The following is a 20,055-nucleotide window of genomic DNA, read 5'->3' as shown; positions in this document are numbered from 1 at the left end:
CGGCCGCCCCTCCGGCCGACCTTGCCCATACGCCGCCAACAACGCCTGCGCCTCAATCGGATCACCGAGCGTCGTCCCCGTACCGTGCCCCTCCACCACATCCACATCCGCAGACGACAGACCGGCAGCAGCAAGGGCCTGCCCGATCACCCGCTCCTGCGAAGGCCCGTTCGGCGCCGTCAACCCATTCGACGCACCGTCCTGATTCACCGCCGAACCCCGCACCACCGCCAGCACCGGATGCCCCAGACGACGCGCATCCGACAACCGCTCCACCAACAGCACACCCACGCCCTCGGAGAACCCGGTCCCGTCCGCCGTAGCAGCGAACGACCGGCACCGGCCGTCCGGCGAAAGCCCCCGCTGTCTGCTGAACTCCAGCAGCACCTCGGGCGTGGCCATCACGGTGGCGCCCCCGGCCATTGCCAGCGAGCACTCGCCGTTGCGCAGGGCCTGGGCCGCGAGGTGCAGGGCCACCAGCGACGACGAACACGCCGTGTCCACCGTGACCGCCGGGCCCTCCAGGCCGAACGTGTACGCCACCCGGCCCGAGGCGATCGCCCCGGCGGCGGAGCTGTTGGCGTAGTCGTGGTACATGACGCCCGCGAAGACACCGGTGGCGCTCCCGCGCAGCGAGGCGGGGTCGATACCCGCCCGCTCGAACGCCTCCCACGAACACTCCAACAGCAACCGCTGCTGCGGATCCATCGCCAGCGCCTCGTTCGGACTGATCCCGAAGAAACCCGCGTCGAACTCCCCCGCCTCATGCAGGAATCCACCCGAGCGCGCATACGTCCGCCCCGCCGTCCCCGGCTCCGGGTCATACAGCCCGTCCGCGTCCCAGCCCCGGTTCACCGGGAAGCCCGACACCGCATCCACCCCGGACTCCACCAGCCGCCACAACTCCTCCGGCGACGACACCCCACCCGGGAAACGACACGCCATACCGACAATCACCACCGGCTCGTCATCGACCCGCGCAACCGGCGCTGCCGGTGCGCGTCGGTCGGCCGTCCCGAGCAGGCGGATGTGCAGGTGGTCGGCGACGGCGGTCGCCGTCGGATGGTCGAACACCAGCGTCGCGGGCAGCCGCAGACCGGTCACGGCATTCAGCCGGTTCCGCAGCTCCACCGCGGTCAGTGAGTCGAAGCCGAGCTCTTTGAAGACACGGTCGTGCGCGACCCCGTCGACGGACGCATGGCCGAGGACGTCCGCGACCTCTCGGCGTACGAGGTCCAGCAGCATCGGCCGGCGCTGTTCCTCCGGCAGCCGGGCGAGGCGGTCGGCGAGCGTGGCGCCGGTCGCCGTCCGGTCGGCCTGGCGGCGCGGTGCCCTGACCAGGGCGCGCAGTACGGCGGGCAGCGTGCCGGACGCGGCCTGTGCGCGCAGCCCCGCGGGCTCCAGCTTCAGCAGGACGGGAGCGATGGCGTCGGACGCGATGGCCGCGTCGAACAGCGCCAGTCCTTCCGTCTGCGACAGCGCGCCGAAGCCATGCCGGTGCAGCCGGCGCAGGGCGGCCTCGTCGAGGTGGCCGGTCATGCCGGTGTCCCGCGACCACATGCCCCAGACACACGACTGGGCGGGCAGCCCTGCGGCCCGGCGGTGACCGGCCAGCGCGTCGAGGAAGGTGTTGGCGGCGGCGTAGTTGCCCTGGCCGCCGGGGGCGACGGTGCCCGCTGCCGAGGAGAACAGGCAGAACAGGGCGAGGTCATGGCCGGCGGTCAGTTCGTGGAGGTGCCAGGCGGCGTCCGCCTTCGCACGCAGCACGGCATCCAGCCGCTCCGCGCTCAACGACGCCACCACACCGTCGTCCAGCACACCCGCCGTATGCACCACACCCGTCAGCGGATGTTCAGCCGGTATCCCGTCCAGCACCGCACTCAGCGCCGCCCGGTCCGACACATCACAGGCCGCCACCGAGACCTCGGCACCCAGCTCCTGCAGCTCGGCCACCAACTCCCCCGCACCCGGCGCCTCCACACCCCGACGACTCACCAACACCAGCCGCCGCACCCCGTGTTCAGCCACCAGATGCCGCGCCACCAGCCCACCCAGACCACCGGTACCACCGGTGACCAGGACCGTGCCTTCGGGGTCGGGCGTGCGCGTGCCTTGGGCGGTGAGCGGTGTGCTGGTCAGCCTGGGGGCCAGGACCCTGCCGTTGCGCAGGGCCAGTTCCGGCTCGTCGCTGGTCACGGCGGCCGGAAGGGCACGTACCGAGGCGGGGTCGTCGTCGGTGTCGACCAGCACGAACCGGTCCGGGTTCTCCGCGACGGCCGCGCCGAGGAGTCCCCACAACGGCGCGAGCACCACGTCGGCGGGGTGTGTGTCTCCCGTGAGCGACAGCGCCCGCCGGGTCAGGACGACCAGCTTGGACGCGGCGAAGCGCTCGTCGGCGAGCCAGTCGTGGACCACGGTCAGCGCACCGCGAGCCACCTCGTGCGCGGCGTCCGGTACGGCCCCGTGATCGGGCCGGTCGACCGCCCAGACCACCGTGTCGGGCACGGTCTCCGTCTCGTCCGGCGCGGCGCGCACCACGTCCAGGTCGGCGAGGCCGGCCGTCGGCCCCTCCTCCCGCACCGCGAGCGGGATCCACTCCAGCCCGAGCGGCTCCACGGTCGGCGCGCCCCGTACGGACGTCAGGTGCTCGGGCGACACCGGCAGTGCCGACAGCGCGGCCAGGGACAGGACGGGGTTGCCCGCCGGGTCCGCGGCGTCCAGCCGTTCGCCGTCGGGTCCTTGAGCGATCCGGATCCGCAGCGCGCCGGCGCCCACGGCATGCAGCCGCAGCTCCGTCCACTCGAAGGGAAGCCGCGTGGCCGTGCCGGGCCCGCTGAGCGCGCCGGGGTGCAGACACGCGTCCAGCAGCGCGGGGTGCAGGAGGTAGCGCTCGGCGTCCGCCCGCAGGGCTTCGGGCAGTTCGACCTCGGCGAAGGTCTCCTCGCCCCGTCGCCATATCGCCGTGACGCCTTGGAAAGCGGGGCCGTAGCCGTACCCCTGGGTCGCCAGCCGGGCGTAGCCGTCCGTGACGTCCACCGCCGTGGCTCCGGCCGGTGGCCACTGCGTGAAGTCGAACGGTGCAGGGGTGTCCGCCGGGTCGGTGAGCAGGCCCTGGGCGTGCAGGGTCCACGGTCCCGTGTCCTCGGCGGCGCCGGAGTGCACGGTGAACGGCCGGGCGCCGGAGTCGTCGGCCGCTGCCACGGCGATCTGGACGGCCACGCCGCCCTGTTCGGGCAGGACCAGCGGTGCGCGCAGCGTCAGTTCGCCGAGCACGGGGCAGTCCAGCTGTTCGCCGGCGCACAGTGCCAGTTCGACGAGTGCCGCGCCGGGCACCACTCTCGCGCCGAACACCTCGTGATCGGCGAGCCACGGCTGGGCCTGGACGGAGAGCCGGCCGGTGAGCAGGGTGCCGCCGGCGTGTGCCGGTTCCACGGCGGCCGACAGCAGGGGGTGCTCGACGGTGCGCTGCCCGGCGACGGTCCGGTGCGCGGTCCCGTCGGCCGGGTCCTTCCAGTACCTCTTGCGCTGGAAGGCGTAGGTCGGCAGGTCGACGGTCCGGGCGCCCGGCAGGAAGGGTGTCCAGTCCACGGGGACGCCCCGGACGTGGGCCTGGGCCAGCGACAGGGCGAAGCGGTCGAGGCCGCCCGCGTCGCGCCGCAGTGAGCCGAGGGTGGCCGCGTCGACGCCGTATGCCTCGCAGCTGTCCTGGACGCCGTTGGTGAGGACGGGGTGGGCGCTGCACTCCACGAAGACGCGGTAGCCGTCCGCCAGCAGGGCCTGGGTGGCCTCGGCGAACCGTACGGTGCCGCGCAGGTTCCGGTACCAGTAGTCCGCGGTCAGCTCCGCCGTGTCCAGCGGGGCGCCGGTGACCGTGGAGTAGAACGCGATGTCCGCGGTGGTGGGCCGTACCGGGGCGAGGACGTCCAGGAGGCCGTCGCGCAGTTTCTCGACGTAGTGGGAGTGCGAGGCGTAGTCCACCGCGATCCGGCGGGCCTGGATCTCCTCGGCCGTCAGCTGGGCGAACAGTTCGTCCAGGGCGGCGGTCTCGCCGCACACCACGACGGACGAGGGGCCGTTGACGGCGGCCAGCTGGAGGCGGCCCGGCCATGGTGCCAGGCGGGGTTCGGCGTCCGTGCGGGAGAGCGGTACGGACAGCATCCCGCCGAGGCCGGCCAGTTCGGCCCGGATGAGCCTGCTGCGCAGTGCCACCACCCGGGCGCCGTCCGGCAGGGACAGCGCGCCGGCCACGCAGGCGGCGGCGATCTCGCCCTGTGAGTGACCGACGACGGCGGAGGGTCGTACGCCGTGCGACTCCCAGAGTGCTGCGAGCGACACCATGACCGCCCACAGCAGCGGCTGCACCACGTCGACCCGGTCCCACAGCGGAGATCCGGTGTCGCGCAGGACGTCGGTGAGGTCCCAGTCGACGAAGGGGTCCAGCGCGGCCGAGCACTGTGCCATCCGCTCGGCGAAGGCCGGTGCGGTGTCGAGGAGTTCGCAGGCCATGCCGCGCCACTGCGAGCCCTGGCCGGGGAAGACGAACGCCACGCGGGGGTCCGGCAGTGCCGTGCCGGAGACCGCGACGGCGGTGCTGTCGTCGGCGCGTTCGCCGGTGGCCAGCAGGCGCAGCCCGGCCAGCAGTCCGGGGGTGTCGGTGCCGAGGGCCACGGCGCGGTGTGCGAGCAGGGCGCGGGTGGTGAGCAGGGAGTGTCCGATGTCGGCCGCGCCGGCCGGGCCGCTGTCCGTCACGTGGGCAGCGAGGCGTTCCGCCTGTCCGCGCAGTGCCTCCGGTCCGCGGCCGGACAGCGCCCACGGGACCACCGTCGGGGCCCCGGCGGCCCCTTCGTGCCGCGCGCTCATGCCGTGTTGCGGGTGGGCCGGTCCGACGCGCCGTACGGGAGCAGGTCGCCGAACTCCGGGAACTGGGCGATGGCCTGCTCGGCGGTCAGCGCGGGCTTGCGCGGCCCGCGCAGCACCGCCAGCAGGAAGGCGGGGGACATCATCGCGGTCATCGGCTTGACCAGGGAGGCCACGCCGAACACGGCGTTGATGACGTCGCGGTCGCGGCAGCCGGTCCTGGCGACACGGGCCGCCATCCGGTCCGCGAGGGCGCCGCCCTGGAGGCGGACGTTGGCGCGGACGGCGGGCAGGCCCTGATCGGTGTTGGTGGCCAGCCGCCAGGCGCCGCCGTTGATCCGGGCGATGCCGGCCTGCACGCGGCGTGTCAGCTTGGGCCGCAGGCCGCCGCCCGCCAGTTCGTCGCGCAGGAGCCGGGCGCACTGGGCGGCGACGGACATGCCGGTGCCGTGCACGGGGTTGAGTGCGGACGCGGCGTCGCCGATGACGACGAAGCCGTCGGGCAGGGCGAGCTTCTCGTAACGGCGCCTGCGGTCGGGGATGTTGCGGTAGGTACGGATCGGGCCGGCCGGGGTGGCCCGTGCTATCAGATCGGCGATGATCGGGTGGTGCCGTTCACGGGCGAACCGTGCGAAGCCGTCCTCGTCGTTGGGGGGTTCGCCGCCGCGGCTGCCGAACAGGCTGAGGATCCAGCGGCCGTCCTCCATCGGCAGCAGTCCGGCACCCTGGCCGGGCTTCCCGGTGCCGGGGGTCATCTGGATCATCACGCCGGGGAAGTCGTCCTTGGTGCCGGGCGGTGCCTCGAACCATCGGCTCACATAGGTGATTCCGGCGTCGACGACGTCCTCGCGGACCTGGGGCAGCCCGAGCGCGGTCAGCCAGGCCGGGGCGTTGGAGCCCCGGCCGGTGGCGTCGACGACGAGGTCGGCGTGGAGCCGCTCCTGTCCTTCGCCGGTCTCGGTGACCACACCGGTCACCCGGGAGGCGCTGCCGGTCAGCTCCAGCACCTTGACGGCCTCGCGCACGGTGACCCGGCCGTCGCGCAGCACCTGGCGGCGGACGATGTGGTCGAGCAGGTCGCGGCTGCACAGCAGCAGATAGGCGTCGGTGTCGATGCGTTCCATCCACCCCTCGGGGCCGCGGGCCAGCGCGCCCCAGGGCAGTCCGCGTTTCTTGGCTCCGGCGGCGTAGAGCAGGTCGACGGTGCCGGGCAGCAGTTCGTCGATGGCTTCGACGCCGCCGCGCATCAGGATGTGGCTGTGGTGTCCCTGCGGCAGTCCGCGGCGGGGCACGGGAGCGTCGGGGAAGGTGTCGCGCTCCAGTACGACGACGCTGTCGACGGTGTCGGCGAGGGCGGTGGCGGCCAGCATGCCGGCGAGGCCGCCGCCGAGGACGAGTGCTCTGGTCACTGGTCGACCCCCGAGACGGCGAGGAACAGCTTCATCCGCTGTTCGGCCAATTCCGGGTCGGGGAAGGCGCCCGCCTCGTCGGCCAGCCGGTAGGCGGTGGCCAGGTGCGGCACGGACCGCGCGGACTGCTCGCCCCACACCATCCGGAAGTGCGGGGCGTGTCCGGACAGCCAGGCCAGGAACGTCACGCCGGTGCGGAAGAAGTAGATGCTGCGGCCCTCGCCGCTGAACAGGTGCCGGTTCAACGGCAGGGTGGCGTCGAGGAGTTCGGCGGCTTTCGCGTCGTCGCCGTCGTCCAGCGCGCGGACGGCACGGGCGGCGAGCGGGATCACGGGGTCGATCACCGGGGTGAGGCCGTGGCTGTGGCCGCGCTCGTCACCGACGAACATCCGCGCATAGTCGGTGGTGTCGCTGGTGTAGAACTTCACGCCGTCGGGCAGTTTGGCGCGCCAGGCGGTCTGGCGGTCGAGGTCGGCGGGGCCGATCTTGACGCCGTCGACCTTGCCGGGGTGGGCTTGGACGATCTCCAGGAGCGCGTCATAGGCGGGCTCGGGCTCCTCGTGGCCCCAGTACTCGGTGTTGCGGGGGTCCCACTCGGAGGTGATCCAGTGCAGGATCACCGGCCGGCTCGACTGCCGGATCAGGGCGCCGTACACCTCGGCGAAGTCGTCGAAGGCGCGGGCCGCGACGGTGAGATGGGGGCTGCACATGATGACCGGCTGGGCGCCCGCCTCCTCGACGACGGCCATCTGCTCCTCGTAGGCGGCCTGTACGTCCTTGAGGGTGCACGGCTCGAAGGGTTCGATCTGGTCGGTGAGAACGGCGGCGGCCATCCGGCCGCCCACGGCCCTGGCCTCGGCGCCGCAGCGACGGATCAGTTCGGCGGCCAGGGGCCAGTCGACGCCCATGCCGCGGTGTGCGGTGTCCATGCCCTCGCACAGGGTGAAGCCGTGGGCCCACAGGTGCCGGCGGAAGGCGAGCGTGGCGTCCCAGTCGAGGCTCTGCGGCGGCGGGGTGGGGCCCACCGGGCCGAGCGGCTCGTTGTCGGCGAGCGGGTCGGCGAGCACATGGGCCGTCGCCAGCATCGACCGGGTCCGGAACGGAGTGGGGTCGGCCGGGTACACCTGGGCGGTGTGGTCCGGTTCGTAGGTGGTGAGGGTGCCGTCCGCCTCGGGAAGCTTGATCATCTTCTGCTCCGTACCCCGTTCCCGGGAAGGTCTCGTGGAGCCGCGGAGCTCCGTCGGGAGCTCGCGCGGCTCATGCGTCGTTGACGGAAATCGCTTGGACCGGACAGTTCGCGGCGGCGGTCAGCGTCGCGGCGCGCAGCCCTTCGTCCGGCTCCCCGACGAGTAGGAGGACCCGGCCGTCGGGGTGCTGGTCGAACACGCCCTGAGCGAAGAAGACGCAGTTCCCCGATCCCACGCACGCCTCGCGGTCGACCGAGATCCGCATCGTTCTCCCCCTTGTCTCACCAGGTGACGGGCAGTTCGTGGAGCCCATAGGCGTGTGCGTCGAACATGTAGGGCAGCTCGTCGGCGGGTGCCGCGAGGCGCAGGCCGGGGATGCGGGTGAACAGCGTGCCGAACACCACTTCCAGCTGCATCCGGGCGAGGTTCGCGCCGGGGCACATGTGGTTGCCGTAGCTGAACGCCATATGGCCCTCGGCGTCGCGGTGGATGTCGAAGCGGTGCGGGTCCGGGTACCGGGCGGGGTCCCAGTTGGCGGCGCCGTTGAGGGCGAGGACGCCCTCGCCCTCGCGGACGGTCTCGCCACCGGACAGCTCGATGTCCTTGGTGGCGACGCGTACGGTCGCCGAGTCCAGGATGCTGAGGAAGCGCAGCAGTTCCTCGATGGCGCCGGGCAGCAGCGACGGGTCGCGCCGTACCTCGTCCAACTGCTCGGGGTGTTCGAGGAACACGGCGGTGCCCAGCGAGATGACGTTGGCGGTGGTGTCGGAGCCGGCGATGACCAGCAGCCGGGCGATGGCCACCAGGTCGTCGTGTCCGAGGGTGGGCTCCTCGGGCAGCTTGGCGGCGATGCGGCTGAGCAGGTCCTCGCCGGGGTTGCGGGTCTTCTCGGTGATCAGCTCGTCGAGGAACTCGTCCATCTCGGCGATGGCGCCGGCGACCGCCTCCATGCTGGAGTCGCGTCCGGTGGTGGTCTCGGCGTAGTTCCGGAAGTAGGAGATGTGCTCGGTGTCGGCGCCGAGCAGCTCGCAGAACTGGAGCGAGGGCACCGGCACGGCGAGTTCCGCGACGAGGTCGACGGGGCCGCCCTTGGCCAGCATGGCGTCGATCCGCGCGTCGACGATGGCCTGGGTGCGCGGCTTCAGGTCGGCGATCCTTTTGGCGGTGAACTCGGGGATCACCATCCGGCGGCGCACGGTGTGCTCCGGCGGGTCCATGGCGGCGAACGGGAAGGCGATGTACGGCAGCATCTCCTCCGGCACCTGGAACTGGTGCGGGTAGCCGGGGTTGCGGGCGTTGGAGCTCATCGACGGGTCGCCCAGCACCTGCCGGACGTCCGCGTACCGGGTCAGCGCCCACGCCTGCTTTCCGGTCATGCGGTTGACGACCTCGGCGACCGGCTCGTCGGCGCGCATCGCCTCGTATTCCTGGGGAACCGAGAGCGGGCACTTCCTGCGGTCGAGCGGAAACACCGGGAGTGACCCGGTGGTGCTGCCGGTCTCGGCGTTCTCGGTCATCGCCTGGGGGTCCTCTCTACGGTCGTGGCTCGATCCAAGCGCGCACCGGACACCCGGACAGCCGGGAAACCCCCCTAAGGTCGCCGGGCAACCCCTAGCGGGCTCCGGGGGCGCCGGCTGGGGTCGCCCCTACGCCCGGCGGGCCGGCGGCGCGGGGTGACGTATGGTCCTTACGGCGGGTGGTTCTCCCGGCCGGCCGCGGGGTCCGCTCCCCCGCGCCGCCGGCTGCGCCGACCGCCTCCCGCGGCGCGGGTGGCCCGGCGCCGGGGCGTTCCGGCAGGTCAGCGTGGGGGCCGTCGTGTGCTCGGCGCCGGAGCCCTGTTCGGTTGCGGAGAGGAACCACCTACACTGAGCCGCAGGACGACCGGTTCCGCCCCGGGCGGGACCATGCGAAGGAAGTGGAGTCGATGGACGCAAGCAGGGAGCCCACCCTGCCGAGCTACCTCGGCGAAGCATGGGGGCTGCGGGAGAGGCCGAACAAGGGACCCAAACGCGGTCTCAGCCTTCAGCGCATCGTCGACGCCGCCGTGGCCATCGCCGCCTCGGAGGGCCTGTCCGCCGTCTCGATGAGCCGTGTCGCGGCCGATCTGGGCGCCTCGACCATGGCCCTGTACCGCTATCTCGCGTCGAAGGACGAGCTGCTCGTCCTGATGATGGACGCGATCTACCAGACGCCCCCGTCGCCTCCTCAGACCCCGGACGAGGGCTGGCGCGCGGGTCTGTCGCGCTGGGCCTGGGAGCAGCACACCATCCTGCGTAAGCACACCTGGGCGCTGCGTATCCCGATCACCGGCCCGCCGGTGACGCCGAATCAGATCATCTGGCTGGAGCGCGGTCTGCACTGCCTGGGCGACACCCCGTTGTCCGAGGGCGACAAGCTGTCCGTGATCATGCTGCTGAGCGGTTACACCCGGAGCGAGGCGACCGTCTCCGCGGACGTCGAGGCGACGTTCATGGCGAAGGCGCCGGACGAGCTGGCGGCCATGGTGTCGTACGGGCAGCTCGTGCGCCGACTCGTCGGCCCCGACCGCTTCCCCGCCCTCAACAAGGTGATCGACGCGGGCGTGCTGGACGAGCCCGCGGGTCCGGACGACGAGTTCGTGTTCGGTCTGGAGCGCATCCTCGACGGCATCGGTGTACTGATCGACCAGCCACGGGACTGATTCCTCCCGTCTGCTTCCGCCGCTTGGCCGCGCACCCCTGATTTCGGGTCAATTCCCTGGGGTGCGCGGCTTTTTGGCCTTCCTTTACGGACCTTTCACCGGACCCGGGCAGGGTGCTTGACGGTCGTTTCCGGTACTGCGTAGCCTATACGCGTGCACCATACGCAGAAGCGTGGTGCACTGGCAGGCACGGCACACGCGGCCAGGACAGGAAGCCCGGCGAACGCGTGCATCATCTCCGCTCAGGGATGGGCGGCCCCCGGACAGCTGTACCCCGGCAGCTCTCGGCACGCCGGGGACGAAAGGTACGTCATCATGAGTGATTCCCCGGGCCTTCTTGCGAAGGTTCCAAGTGGCCGCGGATCCAAGTGGCTTGTCCTGCTGGGGTGGCTTCTCCTGGCCGGCCTGCTCACCCCGCTGTTCGGCGGCCTGGAGGACTACGAGGACCGCAGCCCCTCGGGCTCGCTGCCACGCGGCGCCGAATCCACCGCGGTCATGAACGAGTTGGAGAAGTACAGCGAGGCGCTGGAGGAGGCTCCCGCGGTCGTCGTCTACACCCGCGAGGGCGGCATCCAGGCGGCCGACCGGAAGAAGGCCGAGTCCGACCGGGCCGCGTTCGCGAAGCTGGCCGACAGCGGTGAGAACGTCGCCGCGGCCGTCCCGTCACGGGACGGCAAGGCCCTGATGACGGTCGTCCCGCTGACCCGCGACGACGTCGAGATCGACTTCGCGGTCAAGGAGATGCGCAAACGCGCGCAGGACGGCGCACCCGCCGGCCTGGGCGTGGCGGTCGCCGGTCCCGCGGGCCTGCTGAACGACTACACCCAGGCCTTCGAGAACCTCGACGTCAACCTGATGATCATGACCAGTTCGGTCGTCATCGTCCTCCTGCTGCTCATCTACCGCAGCCCGTTCCTGTGGCTGCTGCCCCTGCTGTCGGTCGGTTTCGCCGCCGTCCTCACCCAGGGCGTTGCCTATCTGCTCGCCAAGCACGCGAGCCTGCCGGTGAACCCGGCCAGCTCCAGCCTCCTGATGATCCTGCTGTTCGGCGTCGGGACCGACTACGCGCTGCTGCTGATCGCCCGCTACCGCGAGGAGTTGCGGCGCCACGAGGACCGGCACGCGGCCATGGGGATCGCGCTGCGGCGCTCGGGCCCGGCGATCCTGGCGTCCGCCGGAACCGTGGTGGTCGGCCTCGTGTGTCTGGCCCTGGCGGACATGCAGAGCTCCCGCAGCCTCGGCCTGGTCGGCGCCACCGGTGTGCTGTGCGCCTATGTCGCCATGGTCACGATCCTGCCGGCGCTGCTGGTCCTCGTCGGCCGCTGGGTGTTCTGGCCGTTCGTGCCGAGGGTCGGCCAGGCGGAGCGGTCCGCGACGGGCGCGTGGGCGCGGATCGGCACCTCCGTCGGACGCCGTCCCCGCCTGGTGTGGCTGGGCTGCCTGGCCGTGATCGCCGCCCTCGGGGTCAGCGCCCTCGGCATGAACCTGGGCCTGAGCAAGTCCGATGTGTTCCAGACGAAGCCGGAGTCCGTCACCGGTCAGGAGCAGCTCGCCCGGCACTTCCCGTCCGGCGCCTCCGACCCGGCCGCGGTCGTCGCGGACGCCGGCGCCGAGGGTGCCGTCGTCTCGGCGGTGCAGGGCGTCGACGGGGTGCAGGTCGGCGAGCGGTCGCCGAGCCCCGACGGGAACCGGGTGATGATCGACGTCGTCCTCGCCAACGCGCCCGACAGCGACGCGGCCATGGACACGATCGAGGATCTGCGGTCGGCCGTGCACGCCGTGCCCGGCGCACACGCCGTCGTCGGCGGCACCACGGCCGAGACGCTCGACATCGACCACGCGCAGAGCCGTGACCTCCGGGTCGTCATCCCGGTCGTCCTCGCGGTGATCCTGCTCTTCCTGGTCGTTCTGCTCCGGGCCATCGTCGCGCCGCTGATCCTGCTGTCGACCGTCGTGGTGTCCTACTTCGCCGCGCTCGGCGCCTCCGGCCTGCTGTTCGAGCACGCCTTCGGACATGCGGGCGTCGCCTGGCAACTCCCGCTCGTCAGCTTTGTGTTCCTCGCCGCGCTCGGCGTCGACTACAACATCTTCCTGATGACCCGGGTCCGTGAGGAGGCCCAGCTCCACGGCCATGCCGAGGGCGTCCGGCGCGGTCTGTCGGTGACCGGCAGTGTCATCACGTCGGCGGCGGTCGTCCTCGCCGCGACGTTCGCGGTGTTCACCTCGATGCCGGTCGTCGACATGGTCCAGCTCGGTGTGGTCGTCGCGGTCGGCGTCCTGCTCGACGCCTTCCTCGTCCGCACGCTGCTGGTGCCGGCGCTGTCCCTGGACGTCGGCCGCGCGAGCTGGTGGCCGGGCAGGCTGTACCGGCGGCTCGGCGAGGGCCCCGGACCGGCCGTCCGTGCGGGACAGCAGCGGGCGGACGCTACGGCGGCCCGCTGACCTTCCACCCCCCAGGCCGACCCACGGGCGGGCCCCCGACGCGGACCTCCGCGCCGGGGGCCCGCCGCGTGTGCCCCGCCCCAACAGGTCGGCCGCTCCCCCGGCTTCGGGGTGCCGGGGCCACGCAGGTGCTTCCGGTTAGGGGGCGCAAGGGGGACCGCCCTGGACTCCCCGTGGTTACGGTCTGCCCGGAGTGCGCCGCCCTGCGCTTGCCGCGTCGGCCGTCGCGCACCCGCAGCAGGGCCGCCGGGCGGGCAGGGCGTCGGGCCGGCGGTGCGACCGACACCCCCATCGCAGGAGGCGACATGACCGACACCAGCGCCGCGCTCTACCTGGAGCTGCTGAAGAAGGTACTCACGAACCGGATTCAGATGGACACCCCCTCGGCCTGGCCGGCCGGTCCCGGCGGCGCGGAGGACGAGGGCGAGGCCCGGCCGGGCGCGTTCACCGCGCACACCATGGTCAGCCCCGAGAGCCTCGACAACGTGCAGTACTGCGTCGAACACGCCCTCGCGGACGGCGTGTCCGGCGACCTCATCGAGACGGGCGTCTGGCGCGGCGGTATCTGCGTCCTGATGCGCGGCATCCTCAAGGCGCACGGCGTCGAGGACCGGCGGGTGTGGGTCGCCGACTCGTTCGAGGGCGTGCCCGAGGCCGACGACGGCAGCCACCCGCTGGACCAGGAGATGGCCCTGCACAACCTCAACACCGTGCTCAGCGTGCCGGCGGACGCGGTCCGGGCGGTGTTCAAGTCGTACGACCTGCTGGACGAGCAGGTCGAGTTCCTGGAGGGCTGGTTCAGCGAGACGCTGCCGGCCGCGCCCATCGAGTCGCTGGCCGTGCTGCGGCTGGACGGGGACCTGTACGTCTCGACGATGGACTCGCTGTCGGCGCTCTACCCCAAGCTGTCGCCGGGGGGCTTCGTCATCATCGACGACTACAACATGGCCCCGTGCCGTGCCGCGGTCCACGAGTACCGCGACGCCCACGGCATCAAGGAGGAGATCAAGGCGGCCGACAGCGTCGGTGTCTGGTGGCGCAAAGAGTCCTGACACACGGCGGCGGCCTCCACGACACGGGTCGTGGAGGCCGCCGCCGTCGGTGCGCCCGAGCCGACGGTGCGTCAGTCGGCGCGCCGCTGGAAGAAGACCGCGGCGAGCGTCACGGACACCAGCAGGATGCCGCCGGACCACACGAGCCCGATCCAGGCGTGGTCGCCGACCGGCCGGTCGAGCAGCAGACCGCGGACGCTCTCGATGATGGCCGTGCACGGCTGGTTCCGGGCCACGCCCTGCAGCCAGCTGGGCAGCGTGTGGATCGGCACGAACGCGCTGCTGATGTAGGGCAGGAACATCATCACGAAGGCGAAACTGGCGGCCGCGTCCGTGGACTTGGTGAGCAGGCCGACGAGGGCCGACAGCCAGGACATCGCGAGGATGAACGCCACCAGGATGCCGGCGGCCGAGAGCCAGCCGAGCAGGTCGGCCTTGGGGCGGAACCCGATGAGCAGGGCGACGCCGATCACCACGACGGTCGAGGCGATGTTCTTGACGATGCTGGCCATCACATGGCCGCCCAGCAGGGACGCGCCGCTGACGTCCATCGAACGGAACCGGTCGACAATGCCGTTGGTCATGTCGCTGGCGACGCCGACGCCCGTCTGGGCCGCTCCCCACGCGGTGCACAGCAGGAGCACGCCCGGTGCCACATAGGTGACGTAGTCGCCGCCCGTCTGGATCGCCCCTCCGAAGAGATAGACGAACAGCACCATCATCATGATCGGCAGCATCAGGGACATGATCATCGCATCGACGTCACGCCTCGTGAGGCGAATGCAGCGGCCGATCATCGTCGCCAGGCTGGACACCGTTCCGACGGAACGGGGCGTGGAGGTCAGGGCGATGCTCTCAGACACCGGCGGTCTCCTTCACTTCGCCGGCCTCCGCGTCGGGAACGGTGCGGCCGGTGAGCGCCAGGAACACGTCGTCCAGGGTGGCGCTGTGGATGCTGAACTTCGCGACACGGTCGCGGTCGGGGTCGACCTCGTCGAGCAGGGAACGGACCCGGTGGGCCGAGCCGTCCGTGGCCACGCCGATGGTCAGCAGGTCGCGGTCCTGCTCGGCGATGCGGTCGCCGAGCAGCCCGAGCACGGTCTCGAAGGCGTCCCGGTCGGCCAGTTCGAGGTCCAGACGCTGCCCGGAGACCCGCTCCTTGAGTTCGTCCGGGGTGCCCTCGGCGACCACCTTGCCGCCGTCGAGCAGGGCGACACGGTCCGCGAGACGGTCGGCCTCCTCCAGGTACTGCGTGGTGAGGAACACGGTCAGGCCGCTCGCGGCGAGATCCGCGACCACACCCCACAGCGCCTGCCGGCTGCGCGGGTCGAGCCCGGTGGTCGGCTCGTCGAGGAAGACCACCGACGGAGAACTGACCAGGCTCGCCGCGAGGTCGAGCCGGCGGGCCATGCCGCCCGAGTACGTGCCGAGCCTGCGCCCGCCCGCCTCGGTGAGGTCGAACCTCTCCAGCAGGTACCGCGCACGCTCGTGGGCCCCGGCACGGGACAGCCCGGAAAGCCGGGCCATCATGTAGAGGTTCTCCGCGCCGGTCTGGTTCTTGTCGATCGCCGCCTGCTGGCCCGTCAGGGTGATCCGCTGCCGGACCTTGCGCCGCTCCCGGGTGACGTCGAAACCGGCGACTTTCGCCTCACCGCCGTCGAGGGACGTCAGTGTCGACAGAATGCGGACCGTGGTCGTCTTTCCCGAGCCATTCGGGCCGAGCAGCGCGAAAACACTGCCCTTGCGAACGCCGATATCGACACCCTGGAGCACCTGTACTTTTCCGTAGGATTTCCGTAGACCACTGGCTTCGACAGCCATTTCGTGGATCATTCGCCGTTGCACCCCTCGCCATCCGGAGAGCACGTCCGCAGCATCTTGAACGCGATCTGCGTGTACCGTACGCTATAGAGCGTATCCCATACACAGTCCGGTGTCCACCCGCCTCCTGACCTGTGGAGAAGTCCAACTCAGGGCATCCGAGGCGGGGTTCGCATGCGAGGGATCGATGACTTGGAGGGCAAGCATGCCGTTACACCGGGAACGTGGCGTCGACGTCACGGTGAATCCGGACGGCTGGCTCGTGCTGCGCTGCGGGCAAACGGGTGAGGAGCACTTCTATCCGCCCCCGTTCACGGTCGCCTGGATCGCCCTGCAACGGTGGGGCGGCAACCCTCATCTCGCCACGGACGAAATAGCCGAGATGTGGCAGGAGGACCGGTCGGAGACATTCACCGCGGTCGAGAAATGGCTGGACGAACTGCGGTCGGCCGGGCTCATCCGCGACGACCTCTCCTAGGCCGGATTCCACACGCCCCCCACGGCCGATTTCGCACTCCCCCCACGGCCCGATTTCGCACTGCGACAGAAGGTGACGACTATGGAAGGGCACACGGACCAGGGCCTGCCCGCCCACCTCGCCGACGCGTGGGGACTGCGCGACCGGCCGGCCAAGGGGCCGAAACGCGGACTGAGCCTGCGGCGCATCGTGGACGCCGCGGTCGCGGTCGCCGGCGCGGAGAGCCTGGCCGCCGTCTCGATGAGCCGGGTGGCGGCCGAGCTCGACGCGTCCCCCATGTCCCTGTACCGCTACGTGGCGTCGAAGGAGGACCTGCTGCTGCTCATGGTGGACGCCATCTACCGCACCCCGCCCTCCCCGCACGCGGCGGACGGGGGCTGGCACGAGGGCCTGCGGCGCTGGGCGTGCGAGCAGCACGCGATCCTCGATGCGCACCTATGGGCTCTCTACGTCCCGGTCAGCGGGCCGCCGATGACGCCCCATCAGCTCAACTGGCTGGAGCACGGCCTGGCCCGGCTGGGCACGACCGCGCTGGCCGAGAGCGAGAAACTGTCGGTGATCATGCTGCTGAGCGGCTACATCCGCAACGAGGCGACGGTGACCGCGGAGGTCCGGCAGTCGTTCCTCGCGGCGGCGCCCGACGAACGAGCGGCGATGGCGTCGTACGGCCGCCTGATGCGCGGCCTGACCGGCCCGGGCCGCTTCCCGGCGATGAACCGGGTCATCGACGCGGGAGTCCTCGACGAACCCACCGGCAGCGACAAGGAGTTCACCTTCGGCCTGGACCGCGTCCTCGACGGCGTGGGCGCACTGGTACGGGCCCGGGCGAAGAAGGGCGACGACCATGTCCCGGCGGGCCGGTAGCACGGGGGGTCAGGGGCACGTCCCGACGCCGGCGGTAAACCGGGTCATCATCGACAGGCGCGGTTCTCGACGAACCCACCGGCAGCGACAAGGAGTTCACCTTCGGCCTGGACCGCGTCCTCGACGGCGTGGGCGCACTGGTACGGGCCCGGACGAAAGAGGACGACGGCCGCGTCCCGGCGGGCCGGTAGCGCGAGGGGCACGGGCACGCCCCGACGCCGGCCGTGGGCGAGGTCCTCGACGGCGTTGGTGTACTTGGGCGAGCCCGCGCGAAGGAAGGCAGCGGCTGAGGCCCGACCCGCCGGTAGGGCGGGAGTTACGGGCGTGGGCCGTACCCAGCGATCGACCGGGGCATCGACGCACGGGGCGCTCGACGAACCCACCGGCAGCGGCGAAGAGTTCGCGTCCGGCCTGGACCGGGTCCGCGACGGCGTGGGCGTGCTTGTGCGCCCCCGGGTGAACGGCGGCGGGCGTTACGGGCGTGTCCCGTTCTCCGCCGGCGCCGTCATCCGTCGTCGTATCAGCGCGACGACGTCCTTCGCGTGCCGGTTGAGATAGAAGTGGCCGCCGGGGAACACCCGCAGATCGAAGGGGCCCGTGGTGTGTTCCCGCCACGCCTCGGCCTCGGCCACCGTGACCTGGGGATCGGTGTCCCCGGTCAGCGCCAGCACGGGGCACCGGAGTTGTGTGCCGGGCCGGTGGCGGTAGGTCTCGGCGGCCTTGTAGTCGCTGCGGAACGCGGGCAGGATCATCCGAACGAGCTCGGGGTCCCGGAGCATCGCCGGGTCCGTGCCCTCCATCCTGACGATCTCGGCGAGCAGTTGCTCGTCGTCGCCCAGATGCACCCACTGCGTACGGTGCCGGGACGGTGCCGTACGCCCCGAGACGAACAGCGTCAGCGGGGTGATCCCGGCCGCCTCCAGCCGCAGCGCGACCTCGAAGGCGATCGTCGCGCCGAGGCTGTGGCCGAACAGGGCCAGCGGCCGGTCCGTGACGTCCGCGAGCTGCCCGGCGACGGCGTCGGCGAGCAGCTCCGCGTCCTCGAACGGCGCCTCCCGGCGGCGTTCCTGCCGGCCGGGGTACTGCACGGCCAGCACGTCCACGGCGGGCGACAGCGCCCTGGAGACGGGGAAGAAATAGGACGCGGCGCCGCCCGCGTGCGCGAAGCACACCAGCTGCGCGGCGGCCCCCGGAGCCGGATGGAAGCGCCGGATCCACTCTCCCGTGCCGACGGTCACTGCCTGTCCCTTCGTCGAACCGAACCGAACTGAACCAAACCGAACGTGCCGTCAGTTGTCGTCAGTCGCCGTCAGTCTTCGTCATCCTCGTCCGCGTACCCCGCCGCCGACAGTTCGGGCGCGATGGAGAAGTCCGAGACGTCCACCGTCGTGTGCTCGACCCGGCCGAGGGCCTCCTTGATCGGCACGCTCAGCCGCTCGGCCTTCTCGGCCTCCTTGCGGTCGCGGCCGTCGACGAACTCCGGCATCACCTCGCGGGCGAACAGCTCCAGCGACTCGCAGATGTGCTCGTGCTTGTTCTTGCCGATCTGCACCGAGAAGATGATCTGGTCGACGCCGACACTCTCGTAGCGGCGGACGATGTCGCGGATCTGCTCCGGAGTGCCGATGCCGCGCCGCAACATGCCGACCTGGTCCATCATCGCCTGCGCGACCTGCGACTGGACGTCCTCCTCGGCGGGCGCGACCGGCTCCCGGGTGAAGCCCATCGCCTCCTTGGCGGCCTGGAACTCCGCCCAGATGTCGGTGACTCCGGGGCGGTGCTCACCGGTGACGTAGTAGTGCATCAGCGAGTACGAGAAGAAGTGCGCCGCCTCCAGACCGCGGTCCAGGGCGACTTCCTCGTCCTCGTGGCACATGAACGGCAGCACCATGGACACGTTCGCGTTGACCGCGCGGCCCACCGGCCGGCACTCCTCCGACGCGAGGGTGGCGTAGTACGCGTCCACCCATTCCTTGGCCTCCTCGGGGTTGACGAAGGAGAAGGCCAGCGCGCCCATGCCCTCGCGGGCGGCGTCCTGGATGCTCTCGCGGCGTGTGCACGCCCGCCACAGCGGCGGGTGCGGCTTCTGCTTGGGCTTGGGCACGAGGTTGCGGGGCGGCATGTTCACCCAGGTGCCCTCGTGACCGGTGAACGGCGTCTCGGTCATCAGCCGGATGACGATTTCCAGAGCCTCGTGCCACTGCTCGTACTTGTCCTTGAGCTCGATGCCGAACGCGCCGACCTCCAGCTGCGAACTGCCCTGCCCGGAGCCGAAGTCCAGCCGTCCGCCGGAGATCAGGTCGAGCACCCCGAGCCGTTCGGCGATGCGCGCGGGGTGGTTGACCGCGGGCGGCATGTGGATGATGCCGTGCGCGAGCCGGATGTTCTTGGTGCGGGCCGCGGCGGCACCGAGGAACACCTCGGGCGCCGACGAGTGGGAGTACTCCTCGAAGAAGTGGTGCTCGGTCGCCCACGCGTAGTCGAGGCCGAGCCGGTCGGCCAGTTCGATCTGCTCCAGCGCCTCGTTGAACAGCCGCTCCTCGCTGTCCTCCTCCCAGGGCCGCGGCAGCTGGTGATGGTAGATCAGGCCGAATCTCATGGAATCCTCCGCAGGACGAGAACCGCACAGAAGGGGGCGTGAGGCCGACACTAGGACGCCGTGCCGGGCCGGTGAGACGGCCGACCGGGCGCTGAGGGGGTCGGCCGGACGCTTCAGGGGGTGGGTGCCGGACCGTTAGGGGTGGTGGGGGCGGCGCGGTGGTAACGGGCCAGGTAGAACAGCAGCGGGTCGGGCTCGTCGGGGGTGACGCCGAGGTCCTGCACCCGGCCTACGGCGATCCGGTGGTCGCCGCCGGGATACACCGCCTCGATCGTGCAGTCGACCCAGGCGAGTGCCCCCGCGAGCCGGGGCGATCCGGTGGCCGGGCTCGCCCTCCACTCCACGCCGGCGAACCGGTCCCCGTCGGTGGCCGCGAACCGGCGGCACAGCTGCTCCTGTCCGGCGCTGAGGATGTTGGCGCAGAACCGGCCCGCGCGCCGGATGCCCGGCCAGGACCGGGAGAACCGGGACACCGAGAACGACACGAGCGGGGGCGCGAGGGACAGCGAGACGAACGACTGGCAGGTGAACCCGACGGGCTCCCGGCCGTCCTCCCGCGCGGTGATGACGGCGATCCCGGTGCAGAAGTGGCCGAGGACGTGCCGCAGCTGGGCCGGCTCGAGTCGGCTGCCTTCGCTGGTCTGCTCGGTGTGTACGCGCATCGGC

At 71.5% G+C, this 20,055-nt stretch carries 15 protein-coding genes; 5 read left to right on the top strand and 10 right to left on the bottom strand.

Features of this window, described 5'->3' with window-relative positions:
- The 5 genes from F7R91_RS20675 to F7R91_RS20655 form a co-directional block, all read right to left on the bottom strand.
- Positions 1 to 4,860 (bottom strand): type I polyketide synthase (locus F7R91_RS20675; RefSeq protein ID WP_150950552.1); only part of this gene is annotated, 4,860 nt, incomplete at its 3' end.
- Positions 4,857 to 6,266, bottom strand: a complete 1,410-nt coding sequence (locus tag F7R91_RS20670; RefSeq protein WP_150950551.1) for an NAD(P)/FAD-dependent oxidoreductase — start codon at positions 6,264 to 6,266, stop codon at positions 4,857 to 4,859. The genes F7R91_RS20670 and F7R91_RS20675, both read right to left, overlap by 4 nt.
- Positions 6,263 to 7,453: a DUF993 family protein gene (locus tag F7R91_RS20665; protein ID WP_150950550.1), complete on the bottom strand. Its 1,191-nt coding sequence runs from the start codon at positions 7,451 to 7,453 to the stop codon at positions 6,263 to 6,265. The genes F7R91_RS20670 and F7R91_RS20665 overlap by 4 nt, the downstream gene beginning before the upstream one ends.
- 70 nt (positions 7,454 to 7,523) lie before the next feature.
- A complete protein-coding gene (locus tag F7R91_RS20660; RefSeq protein WP_150950549.1) occupies positions 7,524 to 7,718 on the bottom strand; it encodes a ferredoxin in 195 nt (64 codons plus the stop codon).
- 16 nt (positions 7,719 to 7,734) lie between these two features.
- Positions 7,735 to 8,970: a cytochrome P450 gene (locus F7R91_RS20655; protein WP_150950548.1), complete on the bottom strand. Its 1,236-nt coding sequence runs from the start codon at positions 8,968 to 8,970 to the stop codon at positions 7,735 to 7,737.
- 407 nt (positions 8,971 to 9,377) lie between these two features.
- On the opposite strand from F7R91_RS20655, the gene F7R91_RS20650 reads away from it, so the two are divergent.
- The 3 genes from F7R91_RS20650 (at position 9,378) to F7R91_RS20640 (ending at position 13,627) form a co-directional block, all read left to right on the top strand.
- Positions 9,378 to 10,133 carry a TetR/AcrR family transcriptional regulator gene (locus F7R91_RS20650; RefSeq protein ID WP_150950547.1) on the top strand — a complete coding sequence of 252 codons (756 nt, stop codon included), beginning with the start codon at positions 9,378 to 9,380 and terminating at the stop codon, positions 10,131 to 10,133.
- A gap of 315 nt (positions 10,134 to 10,448) precedes the next feature.
- A complete protein-coding gene (locus F7R91_RS20645; protein WP_150950546.1) occupies positions 10,449 to 12,575 on the top strand; it encodes an MMPL family transporter in 2,127 nt (708 codons plus the stop codon).
- Between the two features lie 305 nt (positions 12,576 to 12,880).
- Complete coding sequence (locus F7R91_RS20640; protein ID WP_150950545.1) at positions 12,881 to 13,627, top strand: TylF/MycF/NovP-related O-methyltransferase; 747 nt, start codon at positions 12,881 to 12,883, stop codon at positions 13,625 to 13,627.
- 71 nt (positions 13,628 to 13,698) lie between these two features.
- On the opposite strand, the gene F7R91_RS20635 is transcribed toward F7R91_RS20640, so the two are convergent.
- Complete coding sequence (locus tag F7R91_RS20635) at positions 13,699 to 14,442, bottom strand: ABC transporter permease (RefSeq protein WP_150950568.1); 744 nt, start codon at positions 14,440 to 14,442, stop codon at positions 13,699 to 13,701.
- 40 nt (positions 14,443 to 14,482) lie between these two features.
- On the bottom strand, positions 14,483 to 15,460 hold the full coding sequence (locus tag F7R91_RS20630; RefSeq protein ID WP_150950544.1) for an ATP-binding cassette domain-containing protein: 978 nt from the start codon (positions 15,458 to 15,460) through the stop codon (positions 14,483 to 14,485).
- A 193-nt stretch (positions 15,461 to 15,653) separates the two neighbouring features.
- On the opposite strand from F7R91_RS20630, the gene F7R91_RS20625 reads away from it, so the two are divergent.
- Positions 15,654 to 15,926 (top strand): hypothetical protein, encoded by a 273-nt coding sequence (locus F7R91_RS20625; RefSeq protein ID WP_150950543.1) that lies wholly within the window; start codon positions 15,654 to 15,656, stop codon positions 15,924 to 15,926.
- 81 nt (positions 15,927 to 16,007) lie between these two features.
- Complete coding sequence (locus F7R91_RS20620) at positions 16,008 to 16,790, top strand: TetR/AcrR family transcriptional regulator (protein ID WP_150950542.1); 783 nt, start codon at positions 16,008 to 16,010, stop codon at positions 16,788 to 16,790.
- 473 nt (positions 16,791 to 17,263) lie between these two features.
- On the opposite strand, the gene F7R91_RS20615 is transcribed toward F7R91_RS20620, so the two are convergent.
- From F7R91_RS20615 to F7R91_RS20605, 3 genes are all read right to left on the bottom strand, one after another.
- Positions 17,264 to 18,028, bottom strand: a complete 765-nt coding sequence (locus F7R91_RS20615) for a thioesterase II family protein (RefSeq protein ID WP_150950541.1) — start codon at positions 18,026 to 18,028, stop codon at positions 17,264 to 17,266.
- A gap of 71 nt (positions 18,029 to 18,099) precedes the next feature.
- Positions 18,100 to 19,389 carry an LLM class flavin-dependent oxidoreductase gene (locus F7R91_RS20610; RefSeq protein WP_150950540.1) on the bottom strand — a complete coding sequence of 430 codons (1,290 nt, stop codon included), beginning with the start codon at positions 19,387 to 19,389 and terminating at the stop codon, positions 18,100 to 18,102.
- Between the two features lie 113 nt (positions 19,390 to 19,502).
- Positions 19,503 to 20,051: a flavin reductase family protein gene (locus tag F7R91_RS20605; RefSeq protein WP_150950539.1), complete on the bottom strand. Its 549-nt coding sequence runs from the start codon at positions 20,049 to 20,051 to the stop codon at positions 19,503 to 19,505.
- Positions 20,052 to 20,055: the final 4 nt, after the last annotated feature.

The sequence above is a fragment of the Streptomyces luteolifulvus genome, assembly GCF_008806595.1.
Lineage (GTDB): Bacteria > Actinomycetota > Actinomycetes > Streptomycetales > Streptomycetaceae > Streptomyces > Streptomyces luteolifulvus.
Note: the sequence above shows the minus strand (reverse complement) of the source record. Positions and strands in the feature narration are given on the sequence as shown.

Bases quoted from the DNA above. Each gene is read 5' to 3' on its own strand.
- F7R91_RS20665 (WP_150950550.1), bottom strand. From the start codon at position 7,453: ATGATCAAGCTTCCCGAGGCGGACGGCACCCTCACCACCTACGAACCG.
- F7R91_RS20660 (WP_150950549.1), bottom strand. From the start codon at position 7,718: ATGCGGATCTCGGTCGACCGCGAGGCGTGCGTGGGATCGGGGAACTGC.
- F7R91_RS20655 (WP_150950548.1), bottom strand. From the start codon at position 8,970: ATGACCGAGAACGCCGAGACCGGCAGCACCACCGGGTCACTCCCGGTG.
- F7R91_RS20650 (WP_150950547.1), top strand. From the start codon at position 9,378: ATGGACGCAAGCAGGGAGCCCACCCTGCCGAGCTACCTCGGCGAAGCA.
- F7R91_RS20645 (WP_150950546.1), top strand. From the start codon at position 10,449: ATGAGTGATTCCCCGGGCCTTCTTGCGAAGGTTCCAAGTGGCCGCGGA.
- F7R91_RS20640 (WP_150950545.1), top strand. From the start codon at position 12,881: ATGACCGACACCAGCGCCGCGCTCTACCTGGAGCTGCTGAAGAAGGTA.
- F7R91_RS20630 (WP_150950544.1), bottom strand. From the start codon at position 15,460: ATGATCCACGAAATGGCTGTCGAAGCCAGTGGTCTACGGAAATCCTAC.
- F7R91_RS20625 (WP_150950543.1), top strand. From the start codon at position 15,654: ATGCCGTTACACCGGGAACGTGGCGTCGACGTCACGGTGAATCCGGAC.
- F7R91_RS20620 (WP_150950542.1), top strand. From the start codon at position 16,008: ATGGAAGGGCACACGGACCAGGGCCTGCCCGCCCACCTCGCCGACGCG.
- F7R91_RS20610 (WP_150950540.1), bottom strand. From the start codon at position 19,389: ATGAGATTCGGCCTGATCTACCATCACCAGCTGCCGCGGCCCTGGGAG.
- F7R91_RS20605 (WP_150950539.1), bottom strand. From the start codon at position 20,051: ATGCGCGTACACACCGAGCAGACCAGCGAAGGCAGCCGACTCGAGCCG.